Source organism: Bradyrhizobium sp. HKCCYLR20261 (assembly GCF_051168435.1).
GTDB lineage: Bacteria > Pseudomonadota > Alphaproteobacteria > Rhizobiales > Xanthobacteraceae > Bradyrhizobium.
In genome coordinates this window covers 23399-38882 of the sequence record NZ_JBNPUZ010000003.1, presented here as the reverse complement: position 1 = coordinate 38882, position 15484 = coordinate 23399, and the positions used below count along the sequence as shown (strand labels likewise).

The following is a 15484-nucleotide window of genomic DNA, read 5'->3' as shown; positions in this document are numbered from 1 at the left end:
CGCACTGCGGGTTCCCACTTGATGCTGCTCAACTCCTGGGCGGTGGATGGTCATAGTCTCGCTCCGGGTTTCGGCGGCGGCGTCGCGCAATAGACTTCATAGAGCGTCTTCAGAACCTCGCGGGCCGGCTCGCTGCTGATCGAATAGTAGATCGTCTGTCCGTCGCGCCGGGCGATGACCAAGCCGTCCTTGCGCAGCAGCGCGAGATGCTGCGAGACGGTCGAGTCGCGCAGGCCGAGAAACGCAGCCAACCCGCCGACCGAGCGCTCACCGTCGACCAGCTGGCAGATGATCAGGAGCCGGTGGCGGTTCGACAACGCCTTCAGGAGATCGCTGGCCTGATCAGCGGCCACTTCCATGATGTCAATTTCAAAATTCATAATTGCGTAGATACGAATATACATATATATAGTCAAGGGCGGCGGCCATCCTGCCGGGAGACGAGGACGGGCACATGAGCGAGAGCTTTCAACTGGTGTGCGGCCAGTGCGGGCAGATCAACCGCTTGCCGGTGGCCCGCGCGCCGCACCAGGGCAAATGCGGCAAGTGCCACGCGCCGCTGTTTTCCGGTCATCCGATCGAGGTCGACCAGGCCGCGTTCACGCGGCACTTGGCGAACAGCGATCTGCCTTTGCTGGTCGATGTCTGGGCACCCTGGTGCGGGCCGTGTCGGGCGATGGCGCCGATGTTCGCGCGCGCAGCCCAGGAGCTCGAGCCGCGCGTGCAGCTTCTGAAGCTGAACTCCGACGAGGCGCCGGAGGTCTCGGCGAAGTTCGGCATCTCCGGAATTCCGACCCTGCTGCTGCTGCACAAGGGCCGGGAGCTGGCACGGATCTCGGGTGCGATGGACTCGCAACGAATCGTTGCCTGGACTTTGTCCGGCCTGCGGCCATGAGTCCGCGGGACCGGCTTGATTACGCTCAAATGCAACCATGAGGGACCATGTCATGAATATCGACAAAGCAGTTCTCACCTTCGCAGGGTTCGTCGTCCTGCTCAGCCTCACGCTCGGCTGGACTGTCAGTCCGTACTGGTTCCTGCTGACGGCCTTCGCCGGCCTCAACATGATCCAGGCGTCGTTCACCGGCTTCTGCCCGGCGGCGATCGTGTTCAAGAAGCTGGGTTTGCGCAGCGGCAACGCGTTCTCCTGAGCCGGGGTGCGGTGGGGCGAGATGACGATGAAGCGAGGATCTCATGGCTGACTCGGACGAAACCTATATTGTCGGGCCGCTCTACAAGGCGCGCGACAAGGTCTATCCGGCCGCCGTGCACGGCCGCTTCCGGCGGATCAAATGGACGATCCTCTGCATCACGCTCGGCATCTATTATCTGCTGCCGTTCGTCCGCTGGGATCGCGGGCCCGGCATGCCCAACCAGGCGGTGCTGGTCGACTTCCCGCACCGCCGCTTCTACTTCTTCTTCATCGAGCTGTGGCCGCAGGAGGTCTACTACTTCACGGGCCTCCTGATCCTCGCTGCAGTGACGCTGTTCCTGATGAACGCGGTTGCCGGACGGCTGTGGTGCGGCTATCTGTGCCCGCAGACGGTGTGGACCGACCTGTTCTATGCCGTCGAGCGCTGGGTCGAGGGCGACCGCCGCGAGCGCATGATGCGCGACAAGAAAGGCTGGACCTTCAGCCACATCCGCAAGGTCGTGACCAAGCACTTCCTGTGGATCATGATCGGCTGGTGGACCGGCGGCGCCTGGGTGCTGTATTTCGACGACGCGCCGACGCTGGTGAAGGATCTCGCGACGTTCCAGGCGCCGTTCACGGCCTATCTGTGGATCGGCATCCTGACGGCGACCACCTATTTGTTTGCCGGCCATGCCCGCGAGCAGACCTGCATCTACATGTGCCCGTGGCCGCGCATCCAGGCAGCGCTGACCGACGAATGGGCGCTCAACGTCACCTACAAGGGCGACCGCGGCGAGCCGCGCATGTCGGTGAAGAAGGCGGAGGCGGCGCGGCTGCAGGGCGCGCCGGCCGGCGACTGCGTCGACTGCCATCAATGCGTCAATGTCTGCCCGACCGGCGTCGACATCCGCAACGGCATCCAGCTCGGCTGCATCCAGTGCAGCCTGTGCATCGACGCCTGCGACAGCGTGATGACCCAGATCGGCCGTCCGACTGGGCTGATCGGCTACGACACCGACATCAACGTGGCCAGGCGCAAGGAAGGCAAGCCGGAGATCTATCGCATCATCCGGCCGCGCACGATCATCTATGCGAGTTTCATCGCGATCGTCGGCGGCATCATGCTGTATACGCTGGCGACGCGCGGCACGATGGGCATCAACGTGCTGCACGAGCGCAATCCGCTGTTCGTGCAGCTGTCGGATGGCGGGGTGCGCAACGACTACACGGTGCGCCTGCTCAATAAGCGCGGCGCGCGCGACTTCGTGCTGGACGTGGTCGGCCTGCCAAACGCCAAGGTCACGGTCGCCGGCGAGACGCGGGCGGCCGATGGGCGGATGGTGATCGATGTCGGCCAGGATCAGACCCGGGAGATCCGCATGTCGATCGAGGCCAAGGGCGCCGATCTCCCGGCGGCACCGGTCGACATCGAGATCAGGATCACCGATCCGGCGACGGGCACCTCGGTCAGCGCGCGCGATCACTTCGTGCCGGCGACGCGATAGCGGGGCAATGGCCGAGTCGCCGAGTGCGGGGCCTCATGGTTCGAGACGCGCCGCGGACCACGATCTAACCTCGCATTCGCGCTCTCGGCGCGGCGCTCCTCACCATGAGGGGCGAGCGTCGAGGGCGATGCCGCACACCGGGCCATGAACAAGCCAAGAGCGTGTGCACGGTCCGGGTTCAGCTCCGCAGGCCCAATTGCACGTTGACGATGAGCGGACGACTTCCTCTCCTCACCCTGAGGAGGCCGCCCTCGGCGGCCGTCTCGAAGGGCGAGGCCCAGCTGTTGCCCCACAACTCACAGCTCGACGAGTGCCAAGCCTGATGGGGACGTTCACGAAATCAAACAGCGCATTCAAGAGCGATCGTCCGAACCAGACATCGTCAAGCGCTCCCGCGACGCGATGCGCCCGAGTGGCTCCAGTTCGTTCCGCCCTTTCGATAGAGAGGGCGCAGGGAATGCCGGGCGCTGGCCGCACCCATGGCCCGCCTGCAACACAAAAAGCAGGCGGCAGTCACCACAGGTTCAGCCGAGATCACCCGGCATTCCCCGCGCGATGGTTTTCACGTTTACTACGCGATCTCCCCGGTGTCCGGCTTGTTAGCCACCGTCGTCAGCGGGATCATCGCCCGCGACTTGACGCCAGCATCGGGGCGCCAGGACCACGCGTCTTCACGTCCGCAGCCAGCCGTTCGTCGGCGCACTGAAAGCACGCTGCGACATGGCCGCGGCCACCGCATCCCACCCCGCGTGTCGTGACGATCGCGATGCGCCCCTCTCATGGGGCGGGACGGCGACACATAATCATGAATTCGGAAAAATGGCAATATAAATATAATTTGCCGAAGCGCGGGCCGCTCCATCTCGCCAAGCCACATCCGCCGCGGCGTATGGGTCCCGGGTCAGCGTCCGCCAACGCTTCGCGTTGTTGGCCCTGCCCGGGACGACGGGGAGAGTGTGGCGCGCGTGTGTGCCATGGGCGATGACGTGCCTGATGAGCTGCGCCTTCATCGGCCAACCCCCCCCCCGCTGTCGTCCCGGACAAGCGCGCTCAGGCAACGCGCAAGCGTTGTGCTGAGCGCGCGCCGATCCGGGACCCATACTCCCAGGGAGATGTGTGAGGCACGATGGCCACGCCATCTCGCCAAGCCACGTCCGCCGCGGCGTATGGGTCCCGGGTCAGCGTCCGCCAACGCTTCGCGTTGTCGGCCTTGCCCGGGACGACAGCGAGAGTGTGGCGCGCATGTCCGTCACTCGCAGCTCAGATGCGAGCTGTTGCGTCAATGTCCGGCTCAATCCGGCGCGGGCAATTGCGGCACGCGGGCGAGGCCGACGCCTGCCGTGCGGTGCTGGAACATGCGTGCGATCAGGTCCGCGGCCTGGCGCGCGGCGTCGGCCGGCGCGAGCCCGCCCTGGCGGACGTTGGAGATGCAGTTGCGCTCGGAATCGACGCGGCCGCGGCGCGGCATCCAGGTCAGATAGAGGCCGAGCGAGTCGGCGGTGGTAAGGCCGGGGCGCTCGCCGATCAGGATGAGCGAGGCGGACGCGCCGAACATTTCGCCGATGTGGTCAGCGAGCGCGACGCGGCCTTGCGACGCGACGATCACCGGCGACAGGCTGCGGCCGGTGGCGGCGAGCAGGGGCATCAAGGCGTCGAGCACGGGCTTTGCATTGACCTGCACCGCGCGGCTGCTCAATCCATCCGCGACCACCACGACGATGTCGGCCGGCGCGCGCGCCTCCGACAGCAGCGCCTCGGACTCCGGCGACAGCAGGCGGCCGGCGTCGGGGCGTTGCAGGTAGACGCTGCGGTCGGTGGCACGGCTGTGGACGGCGAGCGCCGGCCAGCCATGGGCGCTCAACTCGGCCGCGAAGCTCTCGGCCTCGAACGGCTTCAGGACGGCATCGCGGGCTTCGGCATGCGCGGCCTGGAAGGCAAGATGCGCCGAGGTCGGCACGCCCGGACCGCATCGTCCGAGCGCGATGCGCGCCTCGGTGTAGCGCGACAGCGAGGTCCAGTCGTCGGGAGAGGACGTCGCAGGCGCCTTGATGTCATCCGAGCCGCTCATCACTCGGCCTCCAGCAGCGGCAGTGCGGGCATCAGCCGCGCCGGCTCGAAGCGCAGCTCACCTTTGGGATCGCTGATACCAGTCGCCGCGAGCCAGGCCTCGAACTCCGGCGCCGCGCGCTTGCCGAGCACCTTGCGGACATAGAGCGCATCATGGAACGACGTGCTCTGATAGTTCAGCATGATGTCGTCGGCGCCGGGAACGCCCATGATGTAGGTGCAGCCGGCGACGCCGAGCAGTGTGAGCAGGGCATCCATGTCGTCCTGGTCGGCCTCGGCATGGTTGGTGTAGCAGACGTCGCAGCCCATCGGCAGTCCGAGCAGCTTGCCGCAGAAATGATCCTCCAGGCCGGCACGCATGATCTGCTTGCCGTCGTAGAGATATTCCGGGCCGATGAAGCCGACGACGGTGTTGACCAGCAGCGGCCGGTAGCGCCGCGCCACGGCGTAGCAGCGCGCCTCCAGCGTCTGCTGATCGACGCCGCAATGTCCCGATGATGACAACTCGCTGCCCTGTCCGGTCTCGAAATACATCACGTTGCCGCCGTCAGGGCAGCGCTGCAGGCTCTGCGCAGCGGCGTAGGCCTCGTCGAGCAGCGAGAGCGTGATGCCGAAGCCGCGATTGGCCTCCTCGGTGCCGGCGAGCGACTGGAACACGAGGTCGACCGGCGCGCGGCGCTCGATCGCCTTCAACGCGGTCGTCACGTGGGCGAGCACGCAAGACTGGATCGGCGCGTTCGCGGCCAGCCGCAGCGTCTCGATCATGTCGAGCAGCCGCATCATGGTCTCGACGTCGTCGCTCGCGGGATTGATGCCGATGGTGGCGTCGCCGACGCCATACATCAGCCCGTCGAGAATCGAGGCTGCGACGCCCTTGGGATCGTCGAGCGGATGATTGGGCTGCAGCCGCGTCGCCATCGTCCCGGGCAGGCCGATGGTGCAGCGGAAGCGCGTGACCACATTGCATTTCGCCGCGACCGTGACGAGATCCTGCAGCCGCATGATCTTGCTGACGGCCGCGACCATTTCGGGAGTCAAGCCCGGCGAGACGGCGGAGAGCATCGTCGCGTCGGTGGCATCCGACAGTAGCCATTCGCGCAAGCCGCCGACAGTGAGGCTTGCGACCGGAGCGAATGTGCTGCCGTCGTGCTGGTCGACGATCAGCCGCGTGATCTCGTCGCTCTCATAGGGAATGACGGCCTCGGTGAGGAAGTGCCGCAGCGGCAGATCGGCAAGCGCCATCCGCGCGGCAACGCGCTCCGCTGCATCCTGCGCGGCGAGCCCGGCGAGCACATCGCCCGAGCGCAACGGCGTCGCCTTCGCGAGCAGCGTTCTCAAATCGTCGAAGCGGTAGGTCGTGCCGCCTAGCGTGTGTGAAAAACCCATGGCGGCTCTCCTCACAAATTGGGCTGGAGTGACCCGGACGGCCGGAGCGATTCATTGCATGGCCGGGCCCGGAAAACAGAACGGGAGATCATGTCAGGGCCTCCTGGATGTCATGCAACGCACCATGCCGCTTATCATGCACGATATATGCCCGCATCCGATGACCAATTTGCTGCAGGGTCGTCTCTGGTCTGCCGGGTTGCGCCGGCTGCGCACATGGCTAAGGTCGCGCGCCGAACAACGCAACCCGAGGGAACTCCGCCATGGCGCGTATCCGCTGTATCACCGAAATGGGCATGGGCGTCGACGTCCATGGCCGCGACGCCACCAAAGCCGCCAGGCGCGCGGTATCGGATGCGATCCGCCATTCCAGCCTCGGCTTCTTCCGCATGGTCGGCAAGACGCCGCAGGACATGCTGGTGGACGTCACCATCGGCGTGCCGAACCCGGAGGCGGTCGATACGGCGGCTGTCGCGAAGGAATTGCCTTACGGCACCGTGACGGTGACGGCGGTCAAGGGCGGCCTCGAGATCCCGGCCGAAGCCGGCGGCGACGCCATCATCATCGCCAACGCCGCGGTGCTGGTGCATCTCGACGACGGCAAGTGAGCGGGACTCAGCAGTCCCTGTCTTTGGTGCCAGCCTCGATTGACGAAACACATGGTCAGCCGCGCCGAAATCGAGAGACAGGACCAGTATCTGCTGCGTCAGCAGCACGACTTCCGGCGGGCCGCGGATATCGTGACCGACGCGCTGGCCGCGGCCGAGGGCCGAGCACGGCCAATCATCAGGTCGAGGTCTTCCTGATCGAACCCGCGACGGATCGGTATCTCGGACGCCTCTGTAACTATAACACCTGCCCCAAGGGCAAGCCGAAATGCGACGTGCCGGGATGCGGCAAGATTCCCTTCAACAAGGTCGTCGACGGCTTCGAACCGTTCCCGGACCTGCTGGCGGCTGCGAGCTATGCGACCCTGTATCGGCGTGGTCAGGGCCGTCTCCGCTCCGCCCTCGATCTGCCTCAGCCGATCGAGGGCGAGTGAAGCGCAGACGCACGGCCGCTCACGGCGCGTGATGGTCGGCGACGGCCGCTTCGAGCCGCGGCTTCATGGTGCGGAAGCGCGCGTCGATCTCCTCGGGATGGTCGCGGTTGAGGGTGATCATGGCGCGGCGGGTCTCGTTGGCGCGGATCACCTCGCGGGCGCCGGAGAAGAGGCCGTCGACCAGCGCGTCGGCGACCATCTCGGGTGTCTCGCGCGCGAAGCCGAGCTCGGGACCGGCCTTGTTGCTCGCCATCATCGGGGTTTCGGTGGCGCCGGGATAGACCGTCAGCACGCGCACGCCTTCGTCGAGCAGCTCGCGATGCAGGGCTTCGCCGAACCGTGCGAGGCCGGCTTTTGCCGCCGCATAGGTCGCGTAGAACGGCGCGCCGACCAGGGCGATGCCGGAGGACACGTTGACGATTGCGCCGTCGCCGCTGGCGCGCAGCAGCGGCAGCGCCGCGCGGGTCCACAGGATCGGGGCGAGCAGGTCGACCTCGATCATGGCGCGGATATCGGCGATCTCGGTTGCTTCGAGGCGCCCGGCGCGGACGTTGCCGGCATTGTTGACGAGGATGTCGAGCCGGCCGAAGCGGTCGCGCGCCAGGGCGAGCGCCGCAGCACAGGCCGTCTCGTCGGCGACGTCGCCGGTGAGCGTCTCGATTCTGACGCCGTGGCTCGCCGCGAGCGTGGCGGTCTCCGCGAGCTTGGCCGCGGTGCGGCAGAACAGCACGAGGTGAACGCCGCGGGCGGCGAGGGCGAGCGCGGTGGCGCGGCCGATGCCGCTGCCGGCGCCGGTGATGAGGGCGATCTTGCCGTCCAAGGTCATGGGATCAACTCCTTGTTCAAACGGCAGCGGGCATGGCGAGCGCGGCGAGCGCCGCATCGGGCTCGAGCCGGGTGCGATAATCCGGGCTGACATGGGCACGCAGGATGCGGCCGCCCTTGGCGATGACGTAGGTCGCGGGCATCGGCAGCGACCAGCGGCCGTCGCCATTGTGCACGGGCAGGTCGTGGCCGAATTTCTGGTACAGCGCCTTGATCGGCGCTGACAGTTCGTAGCGGATGCCGAGCGCGTCGGCGAGCCGGCCCTCGGTGTCGGACAGGACGTCGAAGGCGAGCGCGTTCTTCTCCGCGGTGGTCAGCGTGTTGTCGGGCGTTTCCGGCGAGACCGCGACCAGCCGTGCGCCGCGCGCGGTGATCTCCGCGAGCCGAGCCTGATAGGCGCGGAGTTCGAGATTGCAATACGGGCACCAGCCGCCGCGATAGAATGTCACGATGAGGGCGCTGTCGGCCATCAGGGCCGCGAGGTCGGTGATCCCGCCTTTGTGGTTGGGCAGCGCGGGGGCAGGGAACGTCGCGCCCTGCTTGAGGGCACGCGCCGCGAGGTCTTCGAGCGTGGCGTTGTCGGATTCGACGAGTCGGGCGATGTCGTCGCCGACACGCGAGGTCCAGGCGGATTTGAAGGCGTCGAGTTCGGTTTGCAGGGACATGGTGGTGATCCTTTGGAGAGAATTCGGCGAGCGGCTTGCTCGGTCTGCACCTCTCCCCGCTTGCGGGGAGAGGTCGGATCGCATCGCCAGATGCGATCCGGGTGAGGGGGTACAGGTCTCGCCGCGGAGATTTCCCGTGCGGCTGCCCCTCACCCCGACCCTCTCCCCGTGAAGGACGGGGAGAGGGGGCGCAGCGTCGCTGGGGCAAGGGATTGGCTCACATCGAGCGGACTAACTACGCAGGGGCTGGGAGTTCTCCGACTTTCTCAGCGTTGCCCGGCCGTCATCTGCTGCACCAGGGCGTTGGCGCTGGCGCCTTCGAGGGCGAGGCCGTAGCCGACTTCGCGGACGATGCGCTCCTTGAGCGGCTGGACGAAATGGATGCGGCTGTTGCGGCGGGTCACTTCAGGCTGGCGCAGATAGAGCGCGGCGAGCTCGCGGGCGAAGGCGACGGTCTTGCCGTCATCGGTGATGAGGTTGACGACGCCCCAGCTCAGTGCCTCCTGCGCCGACAGCGGCTGCGGGTTGAGCAGGAACGCCTGCGCGCGGCCGGCGCCGGCGCGATACGACCAGGTGGTGAAGATGCCGTCGCCCGGCACGATGCCGCCGGCGAAATGCGGCAGATCGTTGAAGGTGGCGCTGCGGCCGGCAATGATGACGTCGGCGAACAGCGCGTATTCGGTGTGGATGTGGGCGCGGCCCTCGATCGCGGCGATCAGCGGCACGCGGATATTGGCAATGTTCTCCAGGATCTGCGTGCCCTCGTCGTGAACGCGCGACCAGACATTGGCGTCGCCGACATTGCCGAAGCTTCCGAAGTCGATCTCGGCCATGTAGTCGCCGATACCCGTCAGGATGACGATCTTGTTGTCGCGGTCGCGGCCGATCTCATAGAACGCGTCGGTGAATTCGGTGTGGTCGCGCGCGTCGAAGCGGATCGGTCCGCCGTCGCTGTGCATCTCGACCAGCAGCACGCCCTCCGCGTCGCGGCTCAGGCGCAGATGGGCGAAGCGAGTGAAGTAGGACGGGGTCATGGCTCTCTCCGGTGCGATGGCCAGCGATGGGCCGGCCGTTGCTGATGGGGGAACCATCGTCCATTCCATCGCCTTGGATAATTGGCGACGTTCGGATATCATTCATACGTTTTTCGTATGGATTGGTGACATGGATCTTCTCGCACCGATGCGGACCTTCGTGCGGGTGGTGGAGGCCGGCAGCTTCACCGCCGTCGCCACCGAGCTGAACACGACGCAGCCGACCATCAGCCGCCAGATCGGCGCGCTGGAGGATCACCTGCGGACGCGGCTGTTCACCCGCACGACGCGGGCGCTCACGCTGACCGACGACGGCCGGGTGTTCTACGAGCACGCGCTGCGCGCGCTGGAGGCGGTGTCGGAGGCCGAGGGCGCGGTTGGGCGCCGGCGGCAGAAGCCGTCCGGGCTGTTGCGGCTGGCCGCGCCGGTCGTGTTCGGCCGGCTGCATGTAGTGCCGCGGCTGCCGGCGTTCCTGAAGCGCTATCCGGACGTGTCGATCGATCTGATCATGAGCGACGGCTTTGCCGACCTGGTGGAGCAGGGCATCGACGCCGCCATCCGCGTCGGCGAGATCACCGATCCCGGGCTGATCGCACGGCGCATCGGCACGGTGCAGCGCGTGACCGTGGCGTCGCCGGCCTATCTCAAGGCCCACCGTGCGCCCAAGGTGCCGGCCGATCTCGCCGAGCACCAATGCATCGTCTACACAAGGCTCGCCACCGGAAACCGCTGGCTTTTCGAGGGCGCTGACGGACCGGTCGCCGTCGAGGTGAGCGGACGCTATCGCGCCGACAATTCGGAGGCCGTGCGCGACGGCGTGCTCGGCGGGCTCGGCATCGCCGTGATCCCGACCTTCGCCTTCTCCCAGGAGATCGAGAGTGGCGACGTCAAGGTGCTGCTGCAGGACTTCGCGCCGCGGCCCCTGCCGATGCACGCGGTCTATGCCTCGCGGCGGTTCGTGCCGCTCAAGGTGCGCGCGATCATCGATCATCTCGCCCACGAACTCTCGCTCGACGCGCGGCTGTCGTCCTACACGGCGTGATGCCGCGGGGGCGGTGCTGGAACAGCATCCGCCGCCCATGCGTTCGAACCGGCAGATGAGCCGACAACGATCGGCGACACGCCAGGAGATTTTTCATGGAACGCACGATCATCGGCCATTTCGCCACCCGCCGCGCCGCCGAGCTCGCCGTCGAGCATCTGGTGCAGGACCACGGCATCGCCCGCACCGACGTGTCGGTGCGCGCCGCAGGCGAAGCCAACAGCGCCGGCTCGAAGGCCGCCGGCGCCGACGTCGAGAGCGGCCATCCCGGCGTCGACAAGCAGGGGGCGCCGGAGCTCGAAGGCGAGATCGAGGTGTCGGTCGGCGGCCGCGCTGCCGGCTCGGCAGACGTGGAGGGCATCATGAGGGAGGCGGGAGCGCGGAGCGTCAGCGCGAAGTGATCCCGTCGGCAGCGCGGACCTCTCGGCATGCATTGGCCGCAGCATGTTGGTCGATCGGCAAAAATCTGGCATATCCGCACATCCTCGAGGACTGCGACATGCCGATCGACGACATTGAGGCGCTGAAGCGAGAATATGCGGCCGGCCGCACCCCGGAGCTGCTGCTGTTCTGGGGACACACGGCAAAGGATAGCGGTGGTGTCGGCAAGCACGTGCTGAGCCAGTGGTGGCCTGCGCCGTTCTCGCTCGATGGCGTGACTTATCCGACGGCAGAGCACTACATGATGGCGCAGAAGGCCGAGCTGTTCGGCGACGACGCGACGCGCGACGCTGCCGGGCCCGTCGCAGGCGAAGAAGCTCGGCCGAGAGGTGCGTGGGTTCGACGACGCCCGCTGGACCGCGCATCGCTTCGACATCGCGGTACGCGGCAATGTGGCGAAGTTCGGCCAGAACCCGCCGCTCGGCCAATGGCTGCGGTCCACCGCCGAGGCGGTGCTGGTCGAGGCGAGCCCGGTCGACCGCATCTGGGGCATCGGCCTGGCCGCCGACGACCCGCGGGCGCGCGACCCCTTGACCTGGCTCGGCCTCAATTTGCTGGGCTTCGCGCTCATGAAGGCCCGCGCCGCGCTCGGTTGATGGGGACGCGACAGGTGCGGACTCGGTCAGCCTGCCGCGCACGTCTGCGGCGGGTTCGACGACATGGCCAGTGTCGCGCCGTCAGGGAATGGCGACGTCCTTCTCGCCGTCGGACTCGATCAGCGTCAGCCTCCCCGGCGCGCCTTCACCGTCGGCGAGATAGCGAAAGCTGTCGAGGACGGGTCCGCCTGGAATGCCGAGCAACTCGGCCAGGGCGGTCAACCTGTCTTCTTCAAGAAGGAAGGGAGGGGCCGAGGATGGCTCGGTCGCCTGAGTGACCGGCCGCGCTGCGAAGCGCCTCTCGATTTGTGCCAGGAGCTGCTCGAGCGGTGGCGTATTTGGATCCTGGGCAGCCATTTTCGGATAGGACTGTATCACTTTCTTGCGCTGCGCTTCGAGGACGTCGTTCTCTGAGGGTTGCGCGTCATTCCGGGACAATGTCCCGGGATGCAGCAGGCGCGACAGGCGATCATGTGCATCATCCGCCTCGCAATAGGCCGCAACGACCTCGGCCTGTCCTCCGGTCGGCGCCAAACTCTCTCCGGTGAAAAAGCCCGGCGCCGAATTGTAGCTGTCGAGCAGCTTTCCATGATCGACCAGGACGTACAGCAGAATATCGCTGTCATGCACGATGAAGCCGATCACCGGCCGCTGCAAAGCCGTCGAGAGCGCATGGGCGATCTCGGAAAGTCCGACGTCGTCTTGAAACGCGGCTTCGGGGTAGATGCTGGTCCAACGATCCCCTTCCGCCCGACGGACATAGGCAGGGACGACTGCAAGCGACCTGAGCGCGTCAATGACGGCCGCAGGCTCGGCGTCGCGAACATGCAGGTTGGTGATGAACGACCCCATGATCCCGTCACATTTAAAAGCCGCCGGCGGAGTGTCGGTTTCTCCATGACCGGCGATGCCTTCGTCCCCAAGGACGAAATCTGGCACATGGGACTCCCGACTGCAACGAGATGGTCTGCTCATACGATGAGCTCCGCGCCACGTGCGGATGCCGAACGCAAAAAGGCCCGGGCGCGTGTTTGACGCGTCCGGGCCGGTTGTTGTCAGTGCAGCGTGCTCCCGCGAGAGCTTTCCTCCTGCGCCGCGATCCAGGCGATCACGGCCTCGGAGAAGCCGTCGACCCGCGTCCAGGATCCGTATCCGACCCCGTGCTGGTACGACGCCACGTTGACCATGGTCCCGCGCGCCTTCGGCTGCGGCACCGCATCGTGGCTCTGCTCGTCCGTGAAGACGATCAGGCGGTCGCCCTTGCGGTCGACCTCGCCGACCGCACGTCCGAGATAGGTCCCGGAATGCGGCTGCGATCCGAGGATCGCATCGCGCAGCGCGAAGCCACGCCGCGGCGGCACCTTCACGACCTTGTCGCTGAACGTGAAGATCTCCACCTCGTCGCAGACCTCGCGGGCCAGGATCGCGAGCCCGCACGCCGCCTCCGCGCGCGTCATCTCCGACTGCGCGGACAGTTTTGCGAACATCGATCCGGAGACGTCGATCAGGAGCCGCGTGCGGCCTCGCAGCCGCGCGTAGCCCTTGATCGCGCGCAGCATCGCCTGCTCGAGCTCGGGCTCGACATCAGGCGCGTGCCGGGCCGCCGTGATGAACCGATACGGCAGGACACGGTCCGTCCGCATCGTCTCGATCGCGGCAGCGATGGCGTCGCGTGACACCCCGGCCTGACGCATCAGACGCAGGTTGCGCAGCAGCGCCAGCGCGCCGAGGCGCTTCTCGGCGAGCAGCCGCTCGAAGCTCTCCCGCTTGTCCGCGCCAGCCGAAAGCGCGACCTCCCAGGTGTCGGGCGAGGGCAGCTCGCCATCGACGAGCTGCTTCCACACCGCCTCCTGAGCCTCGTCCTTGGGCCTGGCGTGAACCAGGAACAGGACGTCGCGCAGCCGCACCGGGCCGTCGCGGTCATACTTCGCGAGCTGATAGGCGTCGAACTTCGCGAACGCCTTCGCCAGCCCCTTCTTGACCTGCGCCGACACCGGCTGCCGCTTGCGCTGCTGCTGCGGCCCGAGGGAGTCTGCCCAGTAGATCGCGAGTAGCTCGGTCATCTCGTCCGGCCGCTGGATGATGCGCGCAAGCGTCTCGGCGACCAGCGCACGGTGCTGGGGCAGCCGCGCCATCTCGCGGGCGACGAGCAGCGGCGCATGCCGCAGCTTCATCTCCTCGCGCGCGCGGACCGCAAGCCGGGCGACCTCGCGCGGCTCGACCTGCGCTACGAGCGACGTGATCCGATCGGCGATCGCGACCCCGTCCTCGTAGAACTGGTCCTCCCACAACAGGCAGCTCATCAGCGTGCGCTGCAGCGCCTGGACGGGCGCGAGCTGCCGGGACGGCGCACCCTCATGGGTGAAGGCGCGCAGGGACTTGTTGAGCCTGACCATGATGGCCTCCTCTTGGCTTGGGTTGATGATGGATGGAGTCGCCGGAGTACCGGCCAGTGCGCATGATGTCGGTTGAGATCGCATGCGATAGGAACCACGCGCCGGGAACGGGCGAATGCTGACGTCCGCTCCACTCGCGTGGAGCGGCTAGTGCTCTGCCGCTGAGCTACCGGCGCATGGAACGCCGGGTGGGAGTCGAACCCACGACCTCTCGATTAGCAATCGAAGTATCAGCACTCTTCACCACGGCACGTGGAGAACGGGCCGCAGAGGATATCTGCGCCGTCTCTGAGATGGCCGCCTTTCGACGACGATCGGTGACATGGATCCCGAGCCGGGAACGGGCGACGACTGTACCCGGTCCACTCGCGTGGACCGGACAGTGCTCTACCCCTGAGCTACCGGCATTTGCGCCGGGCGGGACTCGAACCCGCGACACCTGGCGTGGCAAGCGAAGTAACAGTCGTCTTCACCACGGCTCGTGAAACTGGTCGGCGGGGAACGGGTGATGCTGTTGCTGCCCCAAGGGGGCGCTCGGTTTCAACGAAGTAACAGACATCCTCACCACCGCCTGGCCGCCCGGCGGTCGCCGGACGGTGTTGTTGGCCTGCTGGGGAACGGGCGATCACGGCGATACGACGATCGAAACGCAGGCTCGGCATCAGCCTCACCGTAGCCCGCGACTCACCCATCTCGCTTGACGGATTCCACGGTACGATCGATCGAAGGCGGCTCATCGCCGCATTGGCGCGAAGGATCCGCGATCTTCACCACCAGCAGCTCCCGGCCGCGAACGGCCGGGAAGTCAAATAGCTTGTCTGCGGCGCTCATTGGCGCCGCGTGCTGCGAGCTCCTTGGAGCTCGCTCTGTCATCGGTGTCCGGCGTCACGCCTCGTTCCCTCCGACAGGCCCCGCGCTCTTGGGCACGCGCGTGACCGGCGCGAGCCCCGGGATCCGGGTCTCCCGTTCCGGCTGGTGGCCGGGACAATTGTGAGTTCGCCGTGCAGCCGGCTCGCGAGGGCAACAAAAAACCCTCCGGAGCGGCTGGCTCGGGAGGGTCCGTGTGAACAGGACAATGGATCTTGCGTCAGGCAAGATCGCTCCTCCGAGCATGGCGTGCGTCATCCGACGGCCCAAAGCCGCTGGACGTGCAAATCATGTGTTCGTCACCGAAGGACATCGTCGTTCTCATTGTTAGTCGCGGACGCAATCGCTCGCGAGGCCGCGGGACATACGCTCGTTTGTTGTTGCTGTCAACAGTGCGTTGCGGACTTTCTCGCTCACTTCTGGCGAAGTTGATTTGAAACAAGACAGGACGGCGTTGCGCGCCTATCATTGTTGTCATGAATT

At 66.5% G+C, this 15484-nt stretch carries 17 protein-coding genes, 2 tRNA genes and 1 pseudogene; 9 read left to right on the top strand and 11 right to left on the bottom strand.

Annotated elements, in window-relative coordinates; translation table 11 throughout:
- Positions 1-50: 50 nt before the first annotated feature.
- The gene (locus ACQR1L_RS07425; protein WP_434857300.1) at positions 51-359 is read right to left on the bottom strand and encodes an ArsR/SmtB family transcription factor; all 309 of its coding nucleotides are present in this window, start codon (positions 357-359) and stop codon (positions 51-53) included.
- Positions 360-454: 95 nt separating this feature from the next.
- Here ACQR1L_RS07425 and trxC point away from each other — a divergent pair, with 95 nt between their 5' ends.
- From trxC to ccoG, 3 genes are read left to right on the top strand one after another with little or no spacing between them, the layout of a single operon-like run.
- Positions 455-895 (top strand): thioredoxin TrxC, encoded by a 441-nt coding sequence (gene trxC, locus ACQR1L_RS07420; protein ID WP_434857299.1) that lies wholly within the window; start codon positions 455-457, stop codon positions 893-895.
- A 52-nt stretch (positions 896-947) separates the two neighbouring features.
- Positions 948-1151 (top strand): YgaP family membrane protein, encoded by a 204-nt coding sequence (locus ACQR1L_RS07415; RefSeq protein WP_434857298.1) that lies wholly within the window; start codon positions 948-950, stop codon positions 1149-1151.
- Positions 1152-1194: 43 nt separating this feature from the next.
- The gene (ccoG, locus tag ACQR1L_RS07410; RefSeq protein ID WP_434857297.1) at positions 1195-2640 is read left to right on the top strand and encodes a cytochrome c oxidase accessory protein CcoG; all 1446 of its coding nucleotides are present in this window, start codon (positions 1195-1197) and stop codon (positions 2638-2640) included.
- Between the two features lie 1291 nt (positions 2641-3931).
- On the opposite strand, the gene eutC is transcribed toward ccoG, so the two are convergent.
- Both eutC and ACQR1L_RS07400 read right to left on the bottom strand, forming a co-directional pair.
- Positions 3932-4708 carry an ethanolamine ammonia-lyase subunit EutC gene (gene eutC / locus ACQR1L_RS07405; protein WP_434857296.1) on the bottom strand — a complete coding sequence of 259 codons (777 nt, stop codon included), beginning with the start codon at positions 4706-4708 and terminating at the stop codon, positions 3932-3934.
- A complete protein-coding gene (locus tag ACQR1L_RS07400) occupies positions 4708-6093 on the bottom strand; it encodes an ethanolamine ammonia-lyase subunit EutB (protein ID WP_434857295.1) in 1386 nt (461 codons plus the stop codon). The genes eutC and ACQR1L_RS07400 overlap by 1 nt, the downstream gene beginning before the upstream one ends.
- Positions 6094-6356: 263 nt before the next feature.
- Between ACQR1L_RS07400 and ACQR1L_RS07395 the strand changes: the two genes are divergently transcribed.
- Together ACQR1L_RS07395 and ACQR1L_RS07390 are read left to right on the top strand one after the other, a co-directional pair.
- Positions 6357-6701 carry a Lin0512 family protein gene (locus ACQR1L_RS07395; protein ID WP_434857294.1) on the top strand — a complete coding sequence of 115 codons (345 nt, stop codon included), beginning with the start codon at positions 6357-6359 and terminating at the stop codon, positions 6699-6701.
- 275 nt (positions 6702-6976) lie between these two features.
- A complete protein-coding gene (locus ACQR1L_RS07390; RefSeq protein WP_434857293.1) occupies positions 6977-7135 on the top strand; it encodes a hypothetical protein in 159 nt (52 codons plus the stop codon).
- 19 nt (positions 7136-7154) lie between these two features.
- On the opposite strand, the gene ACQR1L_RS07385 is transcribed toward ACQR1L_RS07390, so the two are convergent.
- The 3 genes from ACQR1L_RS07385 to ACQR1L_RS07375 all read right to left on the bottom strand — a co-directional run bounded on the left by ACQR1L_RS07385 (position 7155) and on the right by ACQR1L_RS07375 (position 9659).
- The gene (locus ACQR1L_RS07385; protein WP_434857292.1) at positions 7155-7961 is read right to left on the bottom strand and encodes an SDR family NAD(P)-dependent oxidoreductase; all 807 of its coding nucleotides are present in this window, start codon (positions 7959-7961) and stop codon (positions 7155-7157) included.
- A gap of 16 nt (positions 7962-7977) precedes the next feature.
- Positions 7978-8625, bottom strand: coding sequence for a peroxiredoxin-like family protein (locus ACQR1L_RS07380; RefSeq protein WP_434857291.1), 648 nt, complete (start codon positions 8623-8625; stop codon positions 7978-7980).
- 266 nt (positions 8626-8891) lie between these two features.
- Positions 8892-9659, bottom strand: coding sequence for an enoyl-CoA hydratase/isomerase family protein (locus ACQR1L_RS07375; protein ID WP_434857290.1), 768 nt, complete (start codon positions 9657-9659; stop codon positions 8892-8894).
- Between the two features lie 130 nt (positions 9660-9789).
- Between ACQR1L_RS07375 and ACQR1L_RS07370 the strand changes: the two genes are divergently transcribed.
- The 4 genes and pseudogenes from ACQR1L_RS07370 (at position 9790) to ACQR1L_RS07355 (ending at position 11738) form a co-directional block, all read left to right on the top strand.
- A complete protein-coding gene (locus ACQR1L_RS07370) occupies positions 9790-10701 on the top strand; it encodes a LysR family transcriptional regulator (RefSeq protein WP_434857289.1) in 912 nt (303 codons plus the stop codon).
- Between the two features lie 95 nt (positions 10702-10796).
- Positions 10797-11102 (top strand): hypothetical protein, encoded by a 306-nt coding sequence (locus tag ACQR1L_RS07365; protein WP_434857288.1) that lies wholly within the window; start codon positions 10797-10799, stop codon positions 11100-11102.
- Positions 11103-11200: 98 nt separating this feature from the next.
- Positions 11201-11416, top strand: a pseudogene (locus tag ACQR1L_RS07360) (NADAR domain-containing protein); the annotation flags it as partial.
- Between the two features lie 16 nt (positions 11417-11432).
- The gene (locus tag ACQR1L_RS07355; protein WP_434857797.1) at positions 11433-11738 is read left to right on the top strand and encodes an NADAR family protein; all 306 of its coding nucleotides are present in this window, start codon (positions 11433-11435) and stop codon (positions 11736-11738) included.
- A gap of 81 nt (positions 11739-11819) precedes the next feature.
- Here ACQR1L_RS07355 and ACQR1L_RS07350 read toward each other — a convergent pair whose 3' ends face one another.
- The 5 genes from ACQR1L_RS07350 to ACQR1L_RS07330 all read right to left on the bottom strand — a co-directional run bounded on the left by ACQR1L_RS07350 (position 11820) and on the right by ACQR1L_RS07330 (position 14965).
- Positions 11820-12677, bottom strand: a complete 858-nt coding sequence (locus ACQR1L_RS07350) for a hypothetical protein (RefSeq protein ID WP_434857287.1) — start codon at positions 12675-12677, stop codon at positions 11820-11822.
- Between the two features lie 116 nt (positions 12678-12793).
- The gene (locus ACQR1L_RS07345) at positions 12794-14134 is read right to left on the bottom strand and encodes a TROVE domain-containing protein (protein ID WP_434857286.1); all 1341 of its coding nucleotides are present in this window, start codon (positions 14132-14134) and stop codon (positions 12794-12796) included.
- A 97-nt stretch (positions 14135-14231) separates the two neighbouring features.
- Positions 14232-14310: transfer RNA gene (locus ACQR1L_RS07340), tRNA-Glu, on the bottom strand.
- 1 nt (position 14311) lies between these two features.
- Positions 14312-14388 (bottom strand) — tRNA-Ser (locus ACQR1L_RS07335).
- Between the two features lie 430 nt (positions 14389-14818).
- Positions 14819-14965, bottom strand: a complete 147-nt coding sequence (locus tag ACQR1L_RS07330) for a hypothetical protein (RefSeq protein WP_434857285.1) — start codon at positions 14963-14965, stop codon at positions 14819-14821.
- Positions 14966-15484: the final 519 nt, after the last annotated feature.